This is a genomic window from Psychromonas saccharinae (assembly GCF_051201515.1).
Lineage (GTDB): Bacteria > Pseudomonadota > Gammaproteobacteria > Enterobacterales > Psychromonadaceae > Psychromonas.
In genome coordinates, this window is record NZ_CP195153.1 from 691,853 (window position 1) to 713,623 (window position 21,771).

Sequence of the window (21,771 nt, forward strand, 5' to 3'; positions counted from 1 at the left end):
TAAATGAAGAAAAGTGAAGAAGTCGTAAAATAGTTAGAACATCTTATCTAACGGAGTAAAATATCTGTGTTGATGTAACAGTGGGCACAAAGGCCAAGCTGTTACATCAAGGTTAAGCTTAAAGTGCCTTATTCGACATCATGAACACAACGTACATAATTATAGCCACGTTCTTCATCACAGGCATAATCAGAGCATCCTGTTCCATCGTTTATATCGTCAGGATCCTTAGGATCACTACGTTGAGCACCCGCACCATGGTAATCATAGTAAGTGGTATCATCGCTATCCATATTGGAATAAGAGTAAGCTCGACCGAAGGCGAAATAGCTGCCATTCATAGGAAAGTCGCCAATTGTTGTACTAGACCAGAACCATCCATAATCACCGCCATCACCGTATACATCATCAATATCATAGCTTTCGTTAAAGGTGATATCAAAGTAGTCGGTATCGATAGCCGGAACCTCTGTTGTGCCGTAATTGACAATGCTTTGAAGCTCTTTATTGTCTGGCAAGCGCCACTCGGTATATCCCTCAAGTTCCAACGCTTCACAATACTCTAAAGCCTCGGGCCAGCTGTATGTTTCTCCACCATCACTTTGTTCCCACATAAGGTCCGTTGCATTGTCGGTAACGATGGTGCCTTCGTCATTCAGAGAAAAATCGTTATTACCGTATTCATCACCCCTTACACAGCGAACATATAGCCCACTAGGACTGGAGTCTTCAGAATAGGATTTGATATGACCATCTGCGAAATTAAAGCCTAGAGCTGCCCAGTAACCCGCATTGTCATCATCTTCATCGTTAGAGCCTGCAACCCTATTTATCAAATATTCTGTGCTTGACCAAAATTGAGTCGCAAAGGGTTGATTCGTATCATATTCGAAACCGAAATAGTCTTCATCGATATAAGGAACGCTATCGACATCTTCATCCGTAGACATCGCACCATTATAATCAGCAATAGAGTACAATTCCTTTATTGACGGAAGGCGCCAATCATCATAATCACCGGTCGTTTGCGCTTCACAATAGGCAACGGCTTCATCGTAATCATATTGGTCATCCGCTTGATTGTATTCCCACATTAGCCCCGTGTTATTGTCGGTTACCACCGTAGAATCATCACTTGTATAGTCTGCTAAGGTTGTTTCATATTCTGCATCTTGACCCGTGTATTCAGAGCCGCAGGTGATCGTCTCTCCATCAACATCATAACAATCACTCTGCATGGTATCTACGACAACATACGAGGAATTTACCTCTGTTGTCGTTTCAGTTGTGTCTGAATCTTCTGAGTCACAACCTGCCAAGATGAGAGGGAAAAGAACAAAGCCTACCTGCTTTACCATTGAGTTAAATATCATTTTAGATCTCTTTTTGAAATTTCGACAATTAGAGCAAATTAAGGTGTAAAGGATGTGTAAAAAATATGAATAATGCTTGAAGCCAATTGCCGAATAAACATTTTTCTATCGATTAAAATAGGGCGTAAATTATTTTTCATTTTATGATAAATATTGCTATCTATTGTTAATGCTTAAGAACATAATCTCACCGTTACCAGATGGAGTAATACCTCTGAGTAACCTTTGTCATAGGGTTAGTAGTTGTTTATCTTAAAAAGGAAAAGCATCGTGAGTAAAGGCCAAGACAGCAAGAAAAACGGTATGAAAAAACCGCTTTTGACTGCAAAAGAGAAAAAAGCAGTAAAAATAGCAAAAAAATCAAAAGTTGGATTTTTCGCTAAATAAAGATTAAATGAAAGGTCATCAATTTTGCGGTGACCTTTTTAGTTTTATACAAACTACAACTACAAACTTTCTTCTAAAATAAGATGCTGAATAAAATATTGGACCCGTGCATTTGGGGCAGCGACTTTAGTCGCTCATATTTGAAAAGAATATTATGCTTTGTGTCATAGACAGTCCAAAACCGACACATCAAAAGGGGCAATGTGTAGGTTCTAGACTTATTAACATAGAATAATTATTTATCAGACTAATGTCCTGATTCCAAATAAATATTAGAATCGGAACTTCAGTTTTGAACGTGCTTAACTTCCTATCACACCACCATCTTCCTTGGTGATCATCACAATTGTCGAGCGTGGTTTATTCTCTCCGCCTGCTGGGAAGTGCGCCGTTGGATGTTGTATACCGACGAACATGGTTTTTTGGTCTTCAGAGAAGGTTAACCCTGTTACTTCACAGCCAATTGGGCCGGTTAAGAAACGGCGTACTTCCCCTGTATTGGGATCGCCGCATAACATTTGGTTATTGCCTTGCCCGGCAAAGTCACCTTCGTTCGAGAAGTTACCATCGGTTTGAATCCATAAACGACCTGCTTTATCAAAGCCGATTCCATCTGGGCTATTAAACATATTGTCTTTATTAATATTGTCACTGCCACCGTATAAATTATCTGGGTGAACAACGGGGTTACCGGCGATCAGGTATAAATCCCATTTAAATGCATCGCTTGTGTGGTCATTATTGGTTGGTAACCAGCGAAGGATTTGCCCGTAGTGGTTTTCTGCACGTGGGTTGGGGCCGCCCACATCTTGTCCTGATTTTACGCCACGGTTTTTGTTATTGGTGAGTGTACAAAATACGTGCTTTTTGTCAGGGTGAATGGCTACCCATTCCGGTCTGTCCATGGTCGTTGCGCCAACCTGCGTTGCGGCTCGACGTGCAAAAATCATCACTTCAGCTTGGCTGTTAAAGCCATTTTCCTTGGTTAGGCCATTTTTACCGTAAGTGAGTTCTAACCATTGGCCATTACCTTCTAGTTTGTCGGCATGCATACCAAACTGAGCAACATAAAGTGTACCTTCTTCAAGTAAACGACGGTTTGCACTGTCATTACCTTGTTGATATTTATTTTTTGATACAAATTTATAAAGATGTTCACCACGCTCATCATCACCTAAGTAAACAATAGCATGGCCATCATCGGCAAGAACAAATGCAGCATTCTCATGTTTGAAACGACCTAATGCACTACGTTTTAATGGCGTTGATGTAGGATCCATGGGATCAATTTCAACGACCCAACCAAAACGGTTTGGTTCATTGGGATTTTTAGCTAAGTCAAAACGTTCATCAAAGTTATGCCATTGATATTTACTTTGTTTAGCTTCGATACCATAGCGGTCGTAGTCGTTGTTAAGTTCTACGTCTTTTTCTGCGCCAAAGAAGCCATTGAAGTTTTCTTCACAGGTTAGGTAAGTGCCCCATGGGGTTTGTCCGTTTGAACAATTATTAATGGTACCGAGTATTTTTGTACCGGTTGGATCAGCTTTTGTCTTTAATAGCTCATGACCTGTCGCTGGCCCTGTCATTAACATTTCTGTATTTGCAGTGATACGGCGATTTAGTTTGCCGTTTTTATCCATAACCCATTGTCCATTTTGTTTACCTATTTCGACAATTGTGACACCTAATGCAGCTTGTGCTTTTTTTACATCGTCGGCTGTCATTGATTTACCTTGATGTGGAAAAAGAAATTTATAATTAGTGTATTCATTATTAACAGCCAGTAGAGCTCGGTCTTTGGACATTGGAAATAAGCTCATACCATCGGTATTATCACCAAATTGCATTGCCTGTGCCGTTGAGTTTTGTTGGCCATCGGCATTAAACGCAGGAGCATTGGCAAAAATAGGGTCACCCCAAGACATTAAATTACGCGTGGTATAACCTGCTGGTACGGTTATTGTGTCAGCCGTTGAAGTTGGAATTGCCGTGAAATTTAATAATGGGCTATTTATGCTTCCTGCAATTGCTTTTGCCACTGGGTTCAAGGCTAAAAATGTCCCCGCGCCGATGGCTGCTGAACCGAATAAAAAACCACGTCGAGATAAACGTGCATTCACCATCTTGCTAAAATCAGTGTCTTTATCTAATGAGTTTGTCATGGGATTACCTAGTTAATATTTAGAAGTCGGGTATTTATACCAATCGTAATAATTAGCTGATCTATTTTCCTGCGCAAAATTTAGATCACATATTTAATACAATTGGTTTTAGAATGACTGCTAGGCTAGCACCGTAATGTGACAGGTTTGTTACGGATTTATATTTTTATTAAACATTTAATCATGTCGATATTGTCATCAGCTTTATGCTTCCTTTTTTGGAAGTGATTTTATCGTGACCTTTCTATTGACAATAAAATCAAGGTTATCTATTCTGATTTTGGAATCGGGGGGGCCTAGCGGCTGAGAGAACTCATAGAGTTTGACCCTTATTACCTGATCCGGGTTATGCCGGCGTAGGGAGATTATACTGAGAATTCAGGCCCTACTATTATTGTTAATAGTGGGGCTTTTTTTTGCTTTATATTCTTTCATTGTTAATTTTTACGAAAGGATTAAACCGATGGAAGCAAGTGTTGCCATTCAAATATTACCAGAAACCGTCGATAAAGATGAAATCATCCGCGTGGTTGATAACGTTATCGATTATATAAAAAGCACTGGGTTAAGTTATTACGTTGGCCCCTGTGAAACCTCTATTGAAGGTGATTTTGACCAATTATTTGATGTATTAAAAGAATGCCACAAAATTGCAATTAATGCTGGCACACCGGGCGTTGCATCTTATATCAAAGTGACTTACCACCCGGAAGGTGACGTATTATCTATTGATAAAAAGGTCACTAAACATCATCAATAAATGCATCCCTATTGGCACACTGCTTTTGCTTATTGGGATATGGGCGTTTATTTGTGCAGAAAATATTGTGCCTGCTTTTATGCTGCCATCTCCTCTTGATGTTGCCCACGCCTTTATCCGTGATTTTTCACTTTTAATGCAACATACAAGTGTCACCCTAGTGGAAGCTTTTTGGGGATTGAGCTTAGGAATTATTGTTGGTTTTATCGTTGCTGTTTTAATGGATGAATTCAACTTTGCCTATCGCAGTTTTTACCCATTAGTTGTGCTTACTCAAACCATTCCAACCATTGCTATTGCACCGCTGTTAGTACTGTGGATGGGGTATGGCATGGCGCCTAAAATGGTATTGGTTGCGTTAACCACCTTTTTTCCTATCACAATAGGGTTACTCGATGGTTTTAAATCAGCAGATAAAGATATGGTTGATTTAATGCGAGCAATGGGGGCGGGAAAGCTGCAAATATTTCGATATATAAAGCTGCCGGGGTCGATGACTCATTTCTTTTCGAGTCTCAAAATCTCTGTTACTTACTCTATTGTCGCTGCCGTTATTTCTGAATGGCTTGGCGGGTTTGAAGGGTTAGGCGTCTATATGATTCGAGTCAAAAAATCCTATGCATTCGATGAAATGTTTGCGGTTATATTCCTGATTTCGATCTTAAGTTTAGTGCTGATGAAATTAATAGATTTATTAAAATATACTGCCCTTAAATGGGAAAGAGCAAAATAATTAAGGAAGATAAATAGATGAAAAACTTACTTTATATCGTTATGTCGATATGTATCAGCTGTAACGTTATGGCTGCGGACGAAAATAATACATTAGTACCTATTACGTTTTTGTTAGATTGGACGCCCAATACAAATCATACCGGAGTTTATGTCGCACAGGAAAAGGGGTATTACGAAGCAGAAGGGCTTAAAGTGGATATTGCTCAGCCAAGTGATGGTGATGCTGCGATGTTAATTGCGAGTGGGCGCGCCCAATTTGGTGTGAGTTTTCAAGACTCTTTAGTGCCGGCCTTTACTCGAAGAAATAAGGTGCCAGTGACTGCTATTGCTGCGTTAATTCAACATAATACATCGGGCCTTGTTACATTAGCGTCTTCTGGAATTACACGACCTAAAGCATTAGCTGGACATAAATACGCAACTTGGGATATGGCCATTGAAAAAGCGATGATGAAGGAGTTAATCGAGTCCGATGGTGGCGATTATTCAAAACTAACATTAATTCCAAGTACCGTGGCCGATGCTATTTCAGCCATTCAAACCAATGTCGATAGTGTTTGGGTTTACTATGCGTGGGATAAAATTAGAGCTGATATTGCCGGAGTAGAGACTAACTTCATGGCGTTTAAAGATTATGCACCTGAACTTGACTATTATAATCCGATTTTAATTGCAGGCGATGAGTACCTTAAAGCGAATCCTGAACAAGCAAAAGCATTTTTACGTGCGACCGAAAAAGGCTATCAATTTGCGATGGCTCATCCCAATCAAGCGGCTAAAATTTTAACCAAACTTGTGCCCGAGTTAGATGAAAAATTAGTGATGAAAAGCCAACAATGGCTAGCGGATCAATATCAAGCCGAAGCTGCACATTGGGGAGAGTTTGACCCTAAAAGATGGAATGCATTTTACGATTGGTTATACCAAGTTAAGGTGTTGAAAACGCCAATTCCCGCAGGCACTGGATTCACTAATGACTATTTACCTTTAGATTAAGCGATGCCGATTTTTCAAGCAAAAAACATAGCCCAATCCTATGAAGGGCAAGCGGTTATTGATGATATATCCATTCAATTGGAAAAAAATGAAATCGCCTGTCTGATAGGTACAAGTGGTGTGGGTAAAACGACTTTGTTTCAAATTTTATCGGGTTTGCATCAACCGACAATGGGGCATGTGTTACTTGATGGTCATGATATTACCGGGCAAGCGGGTAAGGTGAGTTATATGTTACAAAAAGACATGTTACTCCCTTATCGTACCATTGAAGATAATATTGCCTTGCCGCTTATTATTAAGGGTATGTCTAAGAAAAAGGCTCGGATCAAGGTTAATAGCTATTTTGATCAATTTGGATTGTCTGGCACACAAAAAAAATATCCTTCGCAATTAAGTGGTGGCATGCGTCAGCGAGCGGCACTGTTACGGACGTATCTTTTTTCTAATAAAGTTGCCTTATTGGACGAACCTTTTTCTGCATTAGATGCATTGACCAAACACGAAATGCATCAGTGGTATTTGTCTATCATGCAAAAAATAGAGCTTGCTACACTCTTTGTTTCCCATGATATTGACGAGGCTATTTATTTATCCGATAAGGTGTATGTCATGGCGGGTAGCCCTGGCAGAATTGTGAAAGAAATACCGATAATAAGGGCATTACAAGATCGCGATGCATTTAGTCTGTCACCGCAATTTTTAATGTATAAAAAGCAGCTATTGAGTTATTTACAATAGTTGGTTAAGGGCAGAATTATTCAATTTTCACTGTTATCATAAATATTGAATTGTTAACTTTTCTATTGTACAGCATCGGCTATCTTTTCTTTATCTTGCTGGATTTCAGCGATCATTTCTTCAGTATTATCACTTTCTTTTGCGATGTCTTGAATCAGGTTTACAATTAGGTCACAGGTAACTTTTGCCTCTGAAAGTCTGCCCATATCGAGTAACAGTTTTGTACGATGTTGGTATCCTTTAACAATGTAATTTAAACCTGTATAAATATTATTTTTGTTGTAATACATCAAAGCTTCTAAGATTGCAGTGGCTTCATACTTTTCGCCCTTTCGTTGTAATAATATTGCTTTTCCAACATAAGCCATAGGTATCAACTCATAAGTTATATCGTGATCATCTATGGAACTAAAATCATCAATAAGCCTATCGTAAATGTCAATTGCTAAATTATTTTGCTCCATATGCTCTAATATAATGGCTTTGCCAGTATAAGCTCGAGTAATTTCTTTTATCGTTTGTGACTCACTTGACTCTGCAAAATGTTCGATCATTATATTGTAATATGCGATAGCATCTTTACAGCGTTCAGATTTTGCTAGCACATCTGCATAGGGGATAAGTATTGGCTTGATATCTACTTCGGGAAAGTCTTCGTAGCGAGTTATTAAATTATTGAAATTGGTAAGTGCTTCATCAATATGGTCGAGTTTATTAAGTAATTTGTTTTTATTGACCATTGCGGTGATGAGCGTTGTAATATCTTCAAGTTGATACTGATTATATCGATTAAATTTTTGTTCTATATTGTCATAGACTGCTATGGCATTATCGGCTTCTTGGAGCTCGTTAAATTCATTGCCTTTTTTTAGCATCCCCTCCAAAACATAATTAATGACGAAAGGTTCATCATCATCGTCAAAATATTTAATCATGACATCAATATTAGCAATACGATCCATGGGCTCACCAAGAATCGTTAAATGGCCTCCTTTACATAATATCGCCATTAGTACTGTTCTTTTTAAATCCTTATCGGTATGTCCAATGAATCTATTTATGACATCATCACAGCTAGCTATAGCTTCAGAGCTTGGACCTAATGGTCCTAAATCGTGAAAATATTCGGACTGTACCAGCGTGGGGTAACTTGGTATAACTAAATCATCTTTTGTTGTTAAGTTTGCCGCAGCTAAACGGGCTAAACAGTCTATTTTAAGTAACATAGCTGTGGCGACTACATGTTCTTCCTGAGGTGTTACTTTTAGGGCTATCATTTTATCAATTTCATGGATAGCCATAGCATCTTGACCTCGACTCGTAAAATATATGGCTCTATTGCATAGTTTATCTACAGATACTGTTTTTGTTTTTTTTCTCAAATAATAAATCACAATAAGTGTCGCGATGATGAGGCTAGGGATTAACATTTTTTCAACTCCATTTGTAAATTAAAAGTAACTCTAACATCAAAATTAATTGATTGAAAAATGCATCAATAATTTTTAATTATTTATACTGATTGTTAATGGATATTTATTCGCTTAGCTTTTACATTAATTCATCGAACCATATTTTTGTCGATCGTATTTTATGTTAAAACGCATAGTGATATTAACTGGAATGGTGATCTTTCAATGCTTAAAGATTATGTCATTGGGACAACCTTAGGTTGGAGTTATGGTGAAGCGTTTGATCAAATAAAAAGTGCATGACAGATTTTCCCTGTTAACGATATTTGTACTAATTTTAAGAAGTTAATGGTAGGGCGCGTTGATATGGTACCTACAACATACCGTAATGGATTAGCATGTATCGAAGCGTTTAACTTACAGAATAAAGTAGTAATGCTCTCTCCAGACATTCAGGATATTAATGGTTACATTGGATTTTCAAAACAACCAAAATTATCTAACTTTAAACGGCTTTTCATGCACGCCTTAAACAAATGATCGACAATGGCACTGTGTCTCTGATTAATAATAAATATCAGTTACAATATTAACATTGCTTACGTTCCTAATATCATTTTACAGTAGCGAGTTATGTTTTGCATGGTAAGCTTTCCGCATTGTAATCACTTAATTAACAGATTTTATTTATGAAAGACATTAATTTCAACACTATCTTTAACGATATTTTTATTGAGCTACAGCCGATGGAAAATCCCGGAGTAGCTGCTTCTTATATTCCTGAATTGGCAAAAATTGACCCGGATAAATTTGGTATACATTTAAGTCATGTCGATAAGGGCGATTTTTACCAAGGTGATAGTAATGAACGCTTTTCTATCCAGAGTATTTCCAAAGTGTTTTCATTAACCTTAGCAATGCGTTTAATCGGTGGCAACCTATGGTCTCGAGTGGGGGTTGAGCCTTCAGGTACGGCATTTAACTCTTTAGTCCAACTTGAAGTTGAGAATGGTATTCCGCGTAATCCCTTTATTAATGCAGGGGCGATTGTTGTTTGCGATGTGTTAATGACATATTTAGATAATCCTAAAGTCGAATTATTGGATTTTATTCGCACTATCGCCAATAACCCAAGTTTAGAATATAACCAACGCGTGGCAGAGTCGGAAAAAAACACCAGTGATAGAAACAAAGCACTTATTTATTTGATGCGTGATTTTGGCAATATTCATAATGATGTTGATGAGGTATTAGATCTGTATTTTTACCTTTGTTCCATCGAAATGAATTGTTGTGAATTAGCCCATTCATTTATGTTTTTAGTGACGGCGGGGATGGATGAAGCCAGTGGTGAAATGATTATTAGTCCAAGCCAAGCTAAACGTATTAATGCAATCATGCAATTGTGTGGGTTTTATGACGAAGCGGGAGAGTTTGCATTTAAAGTCGGTTTACCGGGAAAAAGTGGTGTCGGTGGTGGTATTGTTGCGGTACACCCTGGTAAATATGCGATTGCCGTATGGAGCCCGCGTTTAAACCGTAAGGGAAATTCTTACATGGGGATGAAAGCGTTGGAGTTATTTACCACTAAAACAGAAGATTCCATATTTTAAAAAGGGAAGGTGTTGTGAATCAGATCGATCAAGTCCTAAATTTTATTGTTGAGATTGAAAAACTAAAAGCAGTACTGCGTAAAACACGTCCTGTAGGACTCGATCGTTATGAAAATTCTGCAGAGCATAGCTGGCATGTGTGTTTATCGGCCTTGATGTTAAAGGATTATGCCAATGAGACTATCGATATTAATCGTGTAATAAAAATGCTATTAATTCATGATCTGGGTGAAATTGATGCAGGCGATACTATTATTTATGCGAGCGAAGCAAAGGAGCTTAAAGAGAAAGAAGCGGCTGGTTTACGTCGCGTATTAGGTTTTTTATCGCCGGAAACAGTCGATGAATATATGGCACTTTGGTATGAATTTGAATTAGGAGAAACACCCGATGCAAGTTATGCAAAGGCGATAGATCGTGTACCACCACTCTTACATAATCTTCACGGCGATGGACACAGTTGGAAAGATAATCATGTCCCTAAAGAAAAAGTATTATCTTTAAATAGTCGTATTGCAAAAGGTAGCGAAGCATTATGGGCGAACCTAGAAGAAAAATTACAAGCAGCCAGTGAAGCTGATTTTTTTGATACATAGGTTCCTCTCTATTTGGTTCTGTTTTGATTGTAAATAATGGTGTTATGGGGGAGAAGAGATGAAAACCGTAGGTTTATTGGGCGGCATGAGTTGGGAAAGTACCGTGGGTTATTATCAGGCCATTAATAAAGGTGTGAAGCAATCTCTAGGTGGGTTACATTCAGCGAAGATTGTTCTGTATAGCGTTGATTTTGACCCGATTGAAAAGCTACAACATCAAGGGGATTGGGAAGGAACCGCTGAGATATTATCGCAAGCCGCAGCGAATATCGAACGTGCCGGCGCTGATTTCTTACTGATTTGTACAAATACCATGCATAAAGTCGCGCCTCAAATAGAGCAAAACATCAACATTCCCTTGATTCATATTGCCGATGCTACAGCTGAAAATTTAGTTAAAAAGGGAATTAAAACCGTTGGATTACTCGGAACAGCTTTTACCATGGAGCAGGATTTTTATAAGGGACGATTAACAGAAAAATATGGATTAACCGTTATTGTGCCCGAAAAATCTGACCGAGAAATTATCCATCATGTTATTTACAAAGAGCTTTGCTTGGGAAATGCGCTGCCTGCTTCCAAGGTCGAGTATTTACGTATTATCGATTGGTTGGCAAGCCAAGGAGCTGAAGCGGTTATTCTTGGTTGTACTGAAATTGGTATGTTAGTTGAGCAATCGGATACTGAGATCCCGCTCTTAGATACAACCTATATTCATGCGCAAAAAGCCGTGGAATGTGCAATAGAATGAATGCTAGTTCTATTCATTAATTGCTCGCTTATTTTTGACGATAAAAGCGTTAATGCTACCCGAATTTTTTCGCTGCACATTTACAAATTCCATTAGAGAGTGCTGGGCATCCACCGCAGGGACGAGACTTTAATGGAACGCGCAGGATTTTTTGTAATTTTTTCTTTTTTGCTTGCCTACGTGGATGCGAATTCACATTCATAATTGGAATAATGTTTTGCTGAGTCGTTCTACCGTATTTATTTTCGTTCGTTATCGCGTTGCTTGATGTTGATATTTCGCTGACCGCTTTCAGTGTATGTTTAAACGTGGGCGCCGTACTCATATCAATGCGTTTTTTTAATTGTTTACGCGTTTTGTCTTGTTGTTTTTTATGATGCTTCTTTAGTTTTTTGAGCGCTTTAGATTGTTGTTTCTTCTGTTGTTTTTTTAACTTTTTCAATACGCTCGATTGTACTTTCTTCTGATGCTTTTTTAGTTTCTTTAGCGTCGTTTTTTGAAGTTTATCCTGATGCTGTTTTAGTTTTTTTAACGCTTTCTTCGTATTCACTAACAGATTCTCAACTTGAGGTTAAATACACTTTTAGGTTAACTGAAAAGAGCTCATAGCTAACCTGAACGATTTTTCAGTGTATCACTATTTTACTTAATGTAAATGATAATCAATGTTGTTTGTTAGGCGTGTATATTTATTCAATCAAAATTATTTACTATCAGTTTTTGTCATGACGGCCATGACAATATTTAGATTAAAAAACAGGGCAATTATTGCTATCTTCTTAGTAACAAAATACCCAATGTTATAGGAGTTTACATGTCACAATCGATATCACTACCTCATCAGATCCTGCGCGGTGCTGACGCGATACATAAAATTGAAACTAATATTGATAAAGCAATTCAGCGGGTGTTAGTGATTGGTGGAAAACATGCGCTAAAAGCTTGCCAAGCAGCCCTATCGGGGCAATTTGAATGTCGTGAACGCATTCAATTTGCTTGGTATGGTGGTGAAGTTTCTGAGTCGAATTGTGAGGTGTTAATTAAGCAAGCAAGTGAACAGAATGCACAATTAATTATTGCTGCTGGTGGCGGAAAAGCAATTGATATGGGCAAGTGGGTGGCAGAAGTCCTTGGTTTGCCTGTGGTGACTATTCCTACGATTGCAGCAACCTGCTCAGCGGTATCGACGGTTTCCATTAAGTACGATGATCGTGGGCACTATATCGATGTGGTAAAGCTTAAAAAAGCGCCGAGCTTGGTTGTGCTTGATCCATCGATTATCGTACAGGCACCAGTACGTTGGTTAGCGGCTGGTTTAGGCGATACATTAGCAAAATTATATGAATTTAGATCCATACAGGAGAACCTTTCTGAGGGGAGCTTTAATGATTCGGCCTATGCAAATGGTCAGTTATGTTTTGATTTAATTAAAAAATATGGTCCTGATGCGATTAAAGCGGTTGAAAATAAGTGTGAGGATAAAGCGCTTGTATCTGTGATGGATGCCATTTTTATCTTTGCTGGGTTTACTTCTATTATGGGCGTTGGCGATCATGTAGGTGCTGCCCATGGGTTATTCGATGGATTTACAATTAATGAAAAAACCCGGTTGTTTGGGCATGGCCTATTAGTTGGTTTTGGTAATTTAGTCTTGTTAGATTTAGAGGGAAGATCTGAAGATCAGTTGATAGAAGCTATATTACTGGCGCGTGCTTGTGCTATTCCTGTTGCGCTTAATGAAATTAATTCGTTAACTGACGATGAATTGTTTGCCATTGCTGAATTTGCTGCGGCAACGCCGGATATGAAAAATATGCCTTTTACTGTTACTGCGTTGGATCTTGTCACTTCGATGAAGAAAATATCTGCTTTATCTGAGGCTTGTTGATTTTTTATCGCCTAATCTGCCGTTGCCCTTAGCAATAATGGCGGCGAAAGATAAACGGGTGCTAATCATTGTTGAAGTTAAATGGTCGGGAGAAAAACATAAATTTTGGTTTGGTTATTGGGGGCGTAATGGTTAATGACTTGAAAGTAGATGCTTTTATTATAGATATGAGAAATTCTCATGACTAATATGACCACAATTCGCTACTCTCGATTTTATTATTCATCTTAAATAACCATTGTTACATTTTACTTAACTTAAAATCACCAGGGGAATACATATGGAATTGTCTAAATCTCGTTTTCTACAGACAGTAAGCGGTGTTACTTTTGCCGGTTTAGCTTTGTTAGGACAGTCTACGGCACATGCTGAAGATGCACTTGCAGATGGGAAATTAACAGTTGGAATGGAGATCGCTTATCCGCCTTTTGAATCTTACGATGGCGACAAGGTGGTTGGTTTTGATCCTGAATTAGCGACGTTGTTAAGTAATAAACTGAATGTTGAAGCCGAATTTATTGATGCCAAATTTACTAACTTAATTTTAGGTATTAAAAGTCAGAAATTTGATGCCGTTATTTCTGGTATGTACGTAACACCCGAGCGTATTCTTGTGACGGAAGCAATTCCCTATGCTCGAACAGGGGCGTTCATTTTGACGTTGAAAGATGCAGAAATAAAGCCCATTGATGAAAATGGACTTTGTGGTTTAAAAGTGGGGTTACAACAGGGAACAAGTTGGGTTAAAGACTTAACTGCGTTATCTGATGGTTACTGTGCAGAAAATAATAAAGGGTCTATTACGATTCAAGAGTTTCCAACCGCGCCGGAAGTTTCCCAAGCATTGATCTCGCATAATGTTGATGCTCAGGTCGAAATTGCAGGGGCTGCTCGCATGTTTGTTGAGCGTAGTCGAGGCCGAATTGAAATTAGTTCACCTGAGTTAATTTATCCGCAAACCATGGGATTATTTTTGAAAAAAGGTGATATGGCATTAAAAAACAAAGTTGAAGATGCGATGGCACAAATTAAAGCAGATGGTTCTTATCAAATGCTGATTGATAAATACGAACTAACGGCTGTTTCTGAATAAATAACTACGCCTTGCCTTGGTATCCGAGCTAGTGACTGATAAACGCATCTTGATTGGTAACGGGTATATATTCTAGGGATAGGATAAAGGTTTTACGTTTTAAATCAGATTTTTACGGTATGAAACTTTAGTTGTGTGATTAACCTAAGTTTCATATCTTCTGAATGTTTGGTTGACCGAAGAGATTAAAACCGCGAATGAAAACTTTCCTGTTAAATCAATTGAATCGATATAATCATCAATAAAAGGGTTATTTATGGGCTTTGAATGGGAATATTTTTTCTCTTTATTTACGATGTCTCAATTTTGGGATGCTTCGGTAACCGTTATTACGATTAGCAGTTTATCTTGGGGCATTTCACTTGTTCTCGGATTTATTGTTGCTTCTGCAAAAATGTCTGTCTCACCTGTTTTCTCGGTACCCGCTCGGATCTATATTTGGTTTTTCCGTAGTGTCCCCTTACTCGTTGTATTGGTTTTTGTGTATAACCTCCCTCAATTATTTCCAATGGCCCAGCCTGTACTTGGCGTGCCATTTTTATCTGGATTAGTCAGTTTGGTGATAACTGAAGCGGCGTATATGGCTGAAATTCATCGTAGTGGCTTATTATCCGTGGATAAAGGGCAGAAAGAAGCTGGGCATGCATTAAATATTGGCTTTTTAGGTGTGCAGCGGCTGATTATTATTCCTCAAGCATTTCGTATTTCATTACCAACACTGGTTAATGAATATGTCACTATTATAAAATTAAGTTCGTTAGTATCGGTTATCTCGCTGCCTGAGTTATTGCAAACGGGGCAACGTTTATATTCTCAAAACTTTTTAGTGTTGGAAACCTTAGCCGGCGTTGCTGTTTATTATGTCATTATCGTCACGATATTTGGTGCTTTATTTCAATGGATAGAAAGTAAATTAAACCTTGCGGCTCGGAATCCACAAACACTCACTGAATCACAAACCGATATATTAAGGTCGCAATTAACGCCAATAAAAAAAGCTAAAGCCTCATCAACTAAAGGTTTACCCCCTGCGCTTCAGTTGAAAAATATATCTAAATCCTATGGTCATCATCAAGTCTTAAAGGATATCAGTCTTAATGTGAAAATAGGCGAAGTGATGAGTATTATCGGTCCCTCAGGTTCAGGAAAAACGACTTTAATACGAACGATTAACACCCTTGAAACATTGAATAGTGGCGAAATTATTTTGTTTGGTGAAAATTATGTCACGGATCGTGAAACAATAAAAAATAAGGTCGTTCGCGAAGGAATGTTACGGATTGGGATGGTTTTCCAAAGTTTTAATTTATTTCCTCATAAAACAATATTGGAAAATATTATGCTTGCCCCACAATATCATCGCATTTCAGAGGAAGATGTTTGTCATCAGCGAGCGTTATATTTATTAGATCGGGTTGGCTTACTAGCACATGCAGATAAGTATCCTCATCAAATGTCTGGTGGACAACAGCAACGTGTTGCTATCGCACGAACCTTAGCGCTTTCGCCTGATATTATTCTGTTTGATGAGCCGACATCAGCGCTAGATCCTGAAATGGTGGCCGAGGTGTTAGGGGTGATTCAAGACTTAGCTCAGGAAGGGATGTCATTAATTATCGTTACTCATGAAATGGATTTTGCACTTTCGGTGTCGGATCGCGTTGTTATGATGGAGCATGGTGTGATTCAAGTAGATTCATCACCAGATGATATTAAAAACAATAATATACAAACAGAAAGCTACCAGCGTTTACGTGAGTTTATGGGCATCGCTTAATCAAGAGGATTGCTAAAGTAAAAAGCACTTTACGGATTAATTGTAAAGCTAGCTTTTTACTTTAATCGAACAAGAAAATGATTGTTTAGCTAAAAATACGATTGTTTAAGGCTGGTAATTGGGTACGGATCTTGTCTAATTCATCCATCTCAATCTCTGCCAAAATAACACCTTGTTGCTCCTCTAAGCTGCTTAAAATACGTCCCCAGGGATCAATAATCATACTGTGTCCAAAAGTCCGACTGCCATTTTCATGTTGACCCGTTTGCGCTGCTGCTATTAGGTAGCATTGATTTTCAATTGCACGTGTTCTTAGCAATAATTCCCAATGATCTTTACCCGTTGTATAGGTAAAAGCGGCGGGAACGGTGATTAATTGATAGCCGAATTGCTGGCGATAAAACTCTGGAAAACGCAGGTCATAACATATCGAAGGGCGAATACGTAGATCGCCGACGGTGAAATCAACAATGCTATCACCGGCCATCATGGTATCTGATTCGCGATAGGATTCTGCTTCATTACCAAAGGCAAACAGATGTACTTTGTCGTAACGCCCTTGACAAATACCTTCAGGGTTAAAGAGTAGTTGAGTGTTATAGAACTTCTCTGGTTGAGCACTGGAAATAGGCACACTACCTGCGATTAGCCATATATTATGTTGCTTTGCCGTTTGAGCGAGAAAATCCTGTATGGGCCCCTTCAAATAAGGTTCTGCGAGAGCAACACGATCGGTATCACTTTGCCCCATACAGTAAAAATATTCAGGTAACAGTACTAATTCTGCCCCAGATTGAACGGCATCGTGGATTAACTTTGTCGCCGTTTCTAGATTTGCTGACAATGCCATTTTACTGGACATTTGAATAGCAGCTATTTTCATATTAGCTCCTTATCCGGAGAATTTGTTTAGTGCATTGACGCCGTCAATAATAGTTTGATCGTGTTTTGAATAAGATAAGCGGATAATTCGATTATCTGTACCATCACTATAAAAAGAGGACAGAGGAACCGTTGAAACGCCAAAGTCTTTAATCAATGTTTGTACGACATCGCTATCGGGTTTATTGGTGATATGACCATATTTTATCAACATAAAGAATGAGCCATTGCTAGGCAGAACTTCAAAGGGACCCTTTGCTAGTTCTTGTTTCATTAAATCTCGTTTACCTTGATAAAATTCCGCTAGGTCAGTATATCGGCTCGGCACATCTAGATAATGGTTAAAGGCATATTGCATTGGTGTATCCGCCGCATACATCATAAATTGGTGAACTTTGACTAATTCATCCATGAGTTTTTGGGGCGCGACACAGCATCCAACGCGCCAGCCTGTGACATGAAATGTTTTACCAAAGGAAGTGATTACAACGCTTTTTGCTGCAAGTTCTTGGTTAGATGACATGCCTAGATGCGGTCTATTGTCATATACCATATGCTCATAAACTTCGTCGGAAAGAATAATAATATTGCTGTTACGGGTGACTTCTGCGAGTTGAATAAGATCATCCGCACTAAGTACTGATCCCGTTGGATTGTGGGGCGTATTAATAATAATCATACGTGTTTTTGAGGTGATGGTTGCTTTAACCCGTTCCCAATCAATAGAAAAATCAGGCTGAGCTAATTTGATGCCAATGGGGTTAGCGCCTTGAAGACGAACAATTGGGGCGTAACTATCAAAGGAAGGTTCAAAATAGATAACTTCATCACCAGGGTTAACCAACGCAGCAATACTGGTAAATAAAGCTTGGCTTGCACTGGCCGTAATGAGTACTTCACTGTCCGGATTATAGGTACATTGGTATAAGTTTTGTATTTTGCTTGCTACTTTTTCTTTAAGGCTAGCTAAGCCAGTCAGCGGTGCGTATTGGTTATGCTGTTGTTGCATGGCATCTTCAACCTGAGCAATTAATACCGGATCGCTCTCGAAGTTAGGGGCACCTTGCGCTAAATTTATCGCATTATGCTGCTCTGATAGTTGTGCTATCACACTGAATATAGTGGTACCAATATCATCTAATTTAGAATCTATAGTAATCGGTGAGTTAAGCATTGGTTATCCTTATTGAAAAATATCTATGCTAATTAGAAAAAATATTCGTTGTTTATACCAGCGAATTGTTATCATAATAGGTATGAGAAAATCACATACCTTTTACAGAGATAGTATTTATGGCTCATGGGATAGCACCTTTTAACGCACTTTATACTTTTGTTATTACCGCTAAGCATCTTAATTTAACCAATGCTGCCAAGGAGTTATTTGTGACGCAAGGTGCGGTCAGTCGTCAGATAGCAACATTGGAATCTTATTTGGGATTTAAAGTCTTTACACGTCATGCGCGAGGCTTGTATTTAACACCGAAGGGCGAGGCATTATTGCCCGATATAGAAAAAGCTTTTGGGCAAATTAAATTAACCACTGAAAAAGCGATGAAACCCACAGGAGAGATTCGATTTAAAGCGCCGAGTTGTCCCATGCGCTGGTTAGTTCCTAAATTATTAGCTTTTCAGAAAGCCTATCCAGATATCCATGTAGCCTTAACGACGACCCATGATCATGGGATTAATTTTGCAAATGAAGATTTTGATATCGGGTTGGTTTACGATAAAAATCGAATTGAAAATGATTATTCAATCAAGTTATACGATGAATTCATCTCGCCGGTGATTGCTGCGGATAAAGTTGAATCGGGTGTTCTGCCTGATCTCTCCAAACATACATTGGTGCATCCGACAAAGGATCATACCGATTGGAATATTTGGTTAAATGCAAAGGGGATTGCGGAGTTTGATTTTGTGAATAATCAATATTTCGATACCATGGAAATGGCAATTAGTGCCGCTATACAGGGATTCGGTATTGCTATTGCAGATGTAAACCTTGTGCAAGAAGATCTGAAGGCGAATCGATTAGTACAACCATTTCCGTTAAAGGTGAAAACCGGCGCAAGTTATTATTTAGTCCTTAATGATAAATTAGATAAGTTCGAAGTGCAGTCAAGATTAGTTAATTGGCTGAGTTCAGAAGCTTTGGTATTGTAAAAGGAAAGGAAATAGCTTGATGGTCTAGTTGACCACCAAGCGGATTGATTATCTGAACGCTTTTTTAGGCGTTTCAATTTTATCAATTTGGTATTCTGCGATAGTAAGCTGTTCAAATGCAAGTGCAACCCAGCTGCTGATTAGCATGTCGTAATAAGGTTCGACACCGCTACAACCCACAACGATATTGCCGTAAACAAACGAACCGAAATATAAAATATCACCTTCGCGTAATGAAGCAGGGTGCATAGTTTGATGATTGATGTTAGCAACACCATCACGCCATGCTTGTTGTGCTTTTTTACGTGCTAACTCATCGAAAGGTGCTGTCCATTGTGCAGGCGTACCCGTCGTATCTTCGACTAAAATCGCATCTTCAAATTTAGCTTCCCATGGCTTAATGGTTGGATCCATGATAACGATGTGAAGTTCTTTTCGGCATGTGCGTTCAAAAAGATTCATGATTGCTGGTTTAACAAGTTCAATCGCATCTAATGCAATGTCTTTTTGGTTTCTCATTGTGTTACTCCCTGTGTTACTTCGTCATTTTCAAATTCATTTAAAACAGGTTTATTTTTCTTCGCTTTTTTAGAGTAAAAAGCCGTTAAAATAGGTACTGCAACGGATGTTATAATGACACAAGTTGCCACCATAGATGTTGCCATCGGTGCGATTTCTTGGAATTCTGGCGCCATTTGAGCGATTAACATCGGCGTTGCAACAGCTGCTCCTGCTGTACTTGAAGCTGCAAGACCTGCGGTACCATCTCCTTTACAAATAAATTTATCGGCAATAATTAATGGAATACTTGTCATTACAATAACTAATAAACCAAGCATGATGCCTGCAAGGCCTGTATCAATAATAACACCTAAATTAATACCACTACCCAGTGCAAAACCAAAAAATGGGATCATTAAGTGCGCACCAGGAGTAAAGAATTTACGTAAATCAGGATCTAAATTCCCGAGTGCGAAACCAATGGCAAAGGGAAGAATTGCGCCTACTAACAGTTGTGGTTCAAAGGTTGCGATTCCCGTTGAGCCAAGAATAATCATGGTCATTAATGGACCAGATTCAACGGACATCAGAATAAACGCGCCGGCTTCTTCTTTTGTTCCATATTGCTGCATTAGCGATGCATATAAACCACCATTGGTCATATCCATTGCCGCAACCAGTGTTAATGCAGAAAATCCTGCAAACAGTCCCGTTGTGATGCCACCTTCTGGTAATAGGTAGCTAGCAAAAAATGCAACAACCCATGCCGTGAGTAGTTTTACAACAACAAGTACACCAGATTTTTTTAGAACAGTACCCGTTGAGTTAAATGAAATTGATGCGCCAATACAAAAAAACCAAACCGATAAAATTGGTACAACACCTGTAATTAAACCATTTGTGAATGATCCAAAATAAGCACCAGTACCCGGGGCGAATGTGTGAAGTATCGCACCTAATAGTAACGGGACTAACATCATTCCACCGGGTATTTTTTCCATACTTTTCTTTATTTGCACGTTTAATTCCTTAATTTTATAGATTTTTGTTTTTGCATTTAAGCAATCGAATAAATTTTTATGTAAAGGTTGTTGCATCATAAATTTGCTTGAATCCTTATTTAACGGGGTTAAACAAATTTTTTAGATTTATTTTCTTGTAGACAGCAATAAATCAACACTGCTAAAATATTATTATTTAATTAATAATACAATACTACGATACTACTATAGTAAGCGTTTGGAGATGGTAACTCTATTTTATTGTGTGTGAATTGATCTTGATTAAAATTGAGGTTTAGATCACGGAAATATAGTAAATAAATACGACATTTTGATCATCCAATTGTTATTTTTGGTAAACCAATATGTTTTTTTATTAAATTATCGATTTTAATTTAGAGGTTGTTCGGTAATAAATGAGTGCCAGAATCGATACGGGGACTTTACGCTTTTATAGGAGGAGGGCCGTTAACATATTAATCCAAAAGACACTGACTGATATAGATAGTTAAGATTGAAAATCAATCTTTGGTTTTGGGGAGGTAATAGCTCCACAAAGCAATCTGGGTTTTAGTTGTTTACGCTTTATAGTGGCATCGAGTGAGTGACTAATAAAAATGCATTTTGATTGATAATCGAGATAACCCATAGATCACTACATCATACTGACGAGAAAATGCAGTATGAAAGTATGAAAGTATGAAAGTATGAAAGTATGAAAGTATGAAAGTATGAAAGTATGAAAGTATGAAATATTAATTTAACCTGTTTTAATGTAAAAATAACTCAGTTTTGCCAGAAACTAGCAAGGCATGTTTTAATCTCTGACAGACTTCTGGTGGGCAGGTTAATATAGAAGTTGATAGGGTCTAGAAGCAATGATATTAATTTAAGAGCGCGTTCCCTTTCAACACACTATTATTCAACTTTATTA

At 38.3% G+C, this 21,771-nt stretch carries 20 protein-coding genes, 1 pseudogene and 1 riboswitch; of the genes and pseudogenes, 13 read left to right on the forward strand and 8 right to left on the reverse strand.

Going from position 1 to position 21,771, the window contains the following annotated elements:
- Nucleotides 1–128: 128 nt before the first annotated feature.
- Together ACR30L_RS03115 and ACR30L_RS03120 are read right to left on the reverse strand one after the other, a co-directional pair.
- The gene (locus ACR30L_RS03115; protein ID WP_435236588.1) at nt 129–1,373 is read right to left on the reverse strand and encodes a DUF1566 domain-containing protein; all 1,245 of its coding nucleotides are present in this window, start codon (nt 1,371–1,373) and stop codon (nt 129–131) included.
- Between the two features lie 689 nt (nt 1,374–2,062).
- On the reverse strand, nt 2,063–3,925 hold the full coding sequence (locus ACR30L_RS03120; RefSeq protein ID WP_435236589.1) for a PhoX family protein: 1,863 nt from the start codon (nt 3,923–3,925) through the stop codon (nt 2,063–2,065).
- Between the two features lie 278 nt (nt 3,926–4,203).
- Nucleotides 4,204–4,305: riboswitch (TPP riboswitch) on the forward strand.
- 83 nt (nt 4,306–4,388) lie between these two features.
- On the opposite strand from ACR30L_RS03120, the gene ACR30L_RS03125 reads away from it, so the two are divergent.
- From ACR30L_RS03125 to ACR30L_RS03140, 4 genes are read left to right on the forward strand one after another with little or no spacing between them, the layout of a single operon-like run.
- A complete protein-coding gene (locus ACR30L_RS03125) occupies nt 4,389–4,685 on the forward strand; it encodes a thiamine-binding protein (RefSeq protein ID WP_435236590.1) in 297 nt (98 codons plus the stop codon).
- 25 nt (nt 4,686–4,710) lie between these two features.
- On the forward strand, nt 4,711–5,418 hold the full coding sequence (locus tag ACR30L_RS03130; protein WP_435236591.1) for an ABC transporter permease: 708 nt from the start codon (nt 4,711–4,713) through the stop codon (nt 5,416–5,418).
- A 17-nt stretch (nt 5,419–5,435) separates the two neighbouring features.
- Nucleotides 5,436–6,416: an ABC transporter substrate-binding protein gene (locus tag ACR30L_RS03135; protein WP_435236592.1), complete on the forward strand. Its 981-nt coding sequence runs from the start codon at nt 5,436–5,438 to the stop codon at nt 6,414–6,416.
- A 3-nt stretch (nt 6,417–6,419) separates the two neighbouring features.
- Complete coding sequence (locus ACR30L_RS03140) at nt 6,420–7,157, forward strand: ABC transporter ATP-binding protein (RefSeq protein WP_435236593.1); 738 nt, start codon at nt 6,420–6,422, stop codon at nt 7,155–7,157.
- A gap of 62 nt (nt 7,158–7,219) precedes the next feature.
- Here the strand turns inward: ACR30L_RS03140 and ACR30L_RS03145 are convergent, their stop codons facing one another.
- Nucleotides 7,220–8,587, reverse strand: a complete 1,368-nt coding sequence (locus tag ACR30L_RS03145; protein ID WP_435236594.1) for a hypothetical protein — start codon at nt 8,585–8,587, stop codon at nt 7,220–7,222.
- Between the two features lie 147 nt (nt 8,588–8,734).
- On the opposite strand from ACR30L_RS03145, the gene ACR30L_RS03150 reads away from it, so the two are divergent.
- From ACR30L_RS03150 to ACR30L_RS03165, 4 genes are all read left to right on the forward strand, one after another.
- Nucleotides 8,735–8,872 carry a hypothetical protein gene (locus ACR30L_RS03150; protein WP_435236595.1) on the forward strand — a complete coding sequence of 46 codons (138 nt, stop codon included), beginning with the start codon at nt 8,735–8,737 and terminating at the stop codon, nt 8,870–8,872.
- A gap of 386 nt (nt 8,873–9,258) precedes the next feature.
- The gene (locus ACR30L_RS03155) at nt 9,259–10,182 is read left to right on the forward strand and encodes a glutaminase (protein ID WP_435236596.1); all 924 of its coding nucleotides are present in this window, start codon (nt 9,259–9,261) and stop codon (nt 10,180–10,182) included.
- A gap of 14 nt (nt 10,183–10,196) precedes the next feature.
- Nucleotides 10,197–10,778, forward strand: a complete 582-nt coding sequence (locus ACR30L_RS03160) for an HD domain-containing protein (protein ID WP_435236597.1) — start codon at nt 10,197–10,199, stop codon at nt 10,776–10,778.
- A 58-nt stretch (nt 10,779–10,836) separates the two neighbouring features.
- On the forward strand, nt 10,837–11,529 hold the full coding sequence (locus ACR30L_RS03165; RefSeq protein ID WP_435236598.1) for an aspartate/glutamate racemase family protein: 693 nt from the start codon (nt 10,837–10,839) through the stop codon (nt 11,527–11,529).
- Nucleotides 11,530–11,584: 55 nt separating this feature from the next.
- On the opposite strand, the gene ACR30L_RS03170 is transcribed toward ACR30L_RS03165, so the two are convergent.
- Nucleotides 11,585–12,079, reverse strand: a complete 495-nt coding sequence (locus ACR30L_RS03170; RefSeq protein ID WP_435236599.1) for a hypothetical protein — start codon at nt 12,077–12,079, stop codon at nt 11,585–11,587.
- 264 nt (nt 12,080–12,343) lie between these two features.
- On the opposite strand from ACR30L_RS03170, the gene ACR30L_RS03175 reads away from it, so the two are divergent.
- From ACR30L_RS03175 to ACR30L_RS03190, 4 genes and pseudogenes are all read left to right on the forward strand, one after another.
- Nucleotides 12,344–13,417, forward strand: a complete 1,074-nt coding sequence (locus tag ACR30L_RS03175; protein ID WP_435236600.1) for an iron-containing alcohol dehydrogenase family protein — start codon at nt 12,344–12,346, stop codon at nt 13,415–13,417.
- A 280-nt stretch (nt 13,418–13,697) separates the two neighbouring features.
- Nucleotides 13,698–14,510: a transporter substrate-binding domain-containing protein gene (locus ACR30L_RS03180; RefSeq protein WP_435236601.1), complete on the forward strand. Its 813-nt coding sequence runs from the start codon at nt 13,698–13,700 to the stop codon at nt 14,508–14,510.
- Between the two features lie 295 nt (nt 14,511–14,805).
- Nucleotides 14,806–15,414, forward strand: a pseudogene (locus tag ACR30L_RS03185) (amino acid ABC transporter permease); the annotation flags it as partial.
- An 84-nt stretch (nt 15,415–15,498) separates the two neighbouring features.
- Nucleotides 15,499–16,287 (forward strand): amino acid ABC transporter ATP-binding protein, encoded by a 789-nt coding sequence (locus ACR30L_RS03190; protein ID WP_435237865.1) that lies wholly within the window; start codon nt 15,499–15,501, stop codon nt 16,285–16,287.
- Nucleotides 16,288–16,372: 85 nt separating this feature from the next.
- Here the strand turns inward: ACR30L_RS03190 and ACR30L_RS03195 are convergent, their stop codons facing one another.
- Entirely contained in the window at nt 16,373–17,170 is a 798-nt protein-coding gene (locus ACR30L_RS03195; protein ID WP_435236602.1) for a carbon-nitrogen hydrolase family protein, read from the reverse strand.
- A 9-nt stretch (nt 17,171–17,179) separates the two neighbouring features.
- Complete coding sequence (locus ACR30L_RS03200; RefSeq protein ID WP_435236603.1) at nt 17,180–18,343, reverse strand: methionine aminotransferase; 1,164 nt, start codon at nt 18,341–18,343, stop codon at nt 17,180–17,182.
- Between the two features lie 119 nt (nt 18,344–18,462).
- On the opposite strand from ACR30L_RS03200, the gene ACR30L_RS03205 reads away from it, so the two are divergent.
- Nucleotides 18,463–19,335, forward strand: coding sequence for a LysR substrate-binding domain-containing protein (locus ACR30L_RS03205; RefSeq protein WP_435236604.1), 873 nt, complete (start codon nt 18,463–18,465; stop codon nt 19,333–19,335).
- Nucleotides 19,336–19,383: 48 nt separating this feature from the next.
- Here the strand turns inward: ACR30L_RS03205 and ACR30L_RS03210 are convergent, their stop codons facing one another.
- Together ACR30L_RS03210 and kdgT are read right to left on the reverse strand one after the other, a co-directional pair.
- Complete coding sequence (locus ACR30L_RS03210) at nt 19,384–19,854, reverse strand: hypothetical protein (RefSeq protein WP_435236605.1); 471 nt, start codon at nt 19,852–19,854, stop codon at nt 19,384–19,386.
- Nucleotides 19,851–20,936: a 2-keto-3-deoxygluconate transporter gene (gene kdgT / locus ACR30L_RS03215; RefSeq protein ID WP_435236606.1), complete on the reverse strand. Its 1,086-nt coding sequence runs from the start codon at nt 20,934–20,936 to the stop codon at nt 19,851–19,853. The genes ACR30L_RS03210 and kdgT overlap by 4 nt, the downstream gene beginning before the upstream one ends.
- Nucleotides 20,937–21,771 lie beyond the last annotated feature (835 nt).

Excerpts from the sequence above, each read along its gene's own strand:
- ACR30L_RS03115 (WP_435236588.1), bottom strand. The coding sequence starts at position 1,373 with ATGATATTTAACTCAATGGTAAAGCAGGTAGGCTTTGTTCTTTTCCCT.
- ACR30L_RS03120 (WP_435236589.1), bottom strand. The coding sequence starts at position 3,925 with ATGACAAACTCATTAGATAAAGACACTGATTTTAGCAAGATGGTGAAT.
- ACR30L_RS03125 (WP_435236590.1), top strand. The coding sequence starts at position 4,389 with ATGGAAGCAAGTGTTGCCATTCAAATATTACCAGAAACCGTCGATAAA.
- ACR30L_RS03135 (WP_435236592.1), top strand. The coding sequence starts at position 5,436 with ATGAAAAACTTACTTTATATCGTTATGTCGATATGTATCAGCTGTAAC.
- ACR30L_RS03140 (WP_435236593.1), top strand. The coding sequence starts at position 6,420 with ATGCCGATTTTTCAAGCAAAAAACATAGCCCAATCCTATGAAGGGCAA.
- ACR30L_RS03145 (WP_435236594.1), bottom strand. The coding sequence starts at position 8,587 with ATGTTAATCCCTAGCCTCATCATCGCGACACTTATTGTGATTTATTAT.
- ACR30L_RS03155 (WP_435236596.1), top strand. The coding sequence starts at position 9,259 with ATGAAAGACATTAATTTCAACACTATCTTTAACGATATTTTTATTGAG.
- ACR30L_RS03165 (WP_435236598.1), top strand. The coding sequence starts at position 10,837 with ATGAAAACCGTAGGTTTATTGGGCGGCATGAGTTGGGAAAGTACCGTG.
- ACR30L_RS03175 (WP_435236600.1), top strand. The coding sequence starts at position 12,344 with ATGTCACAATCGATATCACTACCTCATCAGATCCTGCGCGGTGCTGAC.
- ACR30L_RS03180 (WP_435236601.1), top strand. The coding sequence starts at position 13,698 with ATGGAATTGTCTAAATCTCGTTTTCTACAGACAGTAAGCGGTGTTACT.
- ACR30L_RS03195 (WP_435236602.1), bottom strand. The coding sequence starts at position 17,170 with ATGAAAATAGCTGCTATTCAAATGTCCAGTAAAATGGCATTGTCAGCA.
- ACR30L_RS03200 (WP_435236603.1), bottom strand. The coding sequence starts at position 18,343 with ATGCTTAACTCACCGATTACTATAGATTCTAAATTAGATGATATTGGT.
- ACR30L_RS03205 (WP_435236604.1), top strand. The coding sequence starts at position 18,463 with ATGGCTCATGGGATAGCACCTTTTAACGCACTTTATACTTTTGTTATT.
- ACR30L_RS03210 (WP_435236605.1), bottom strand. The coding sequence starts at position 19,854 with ATGAGAAACCAAAAAGACATTGCATTAGATGCGATTGAACTTGTTAAA.
- kdgT (WP_435236606.1), bottom strand. The coding sequence starts at position 20,936 with ATGATGCAACAACCTTTACATAAAAATTTATTCGATTGCTTAAATGCA.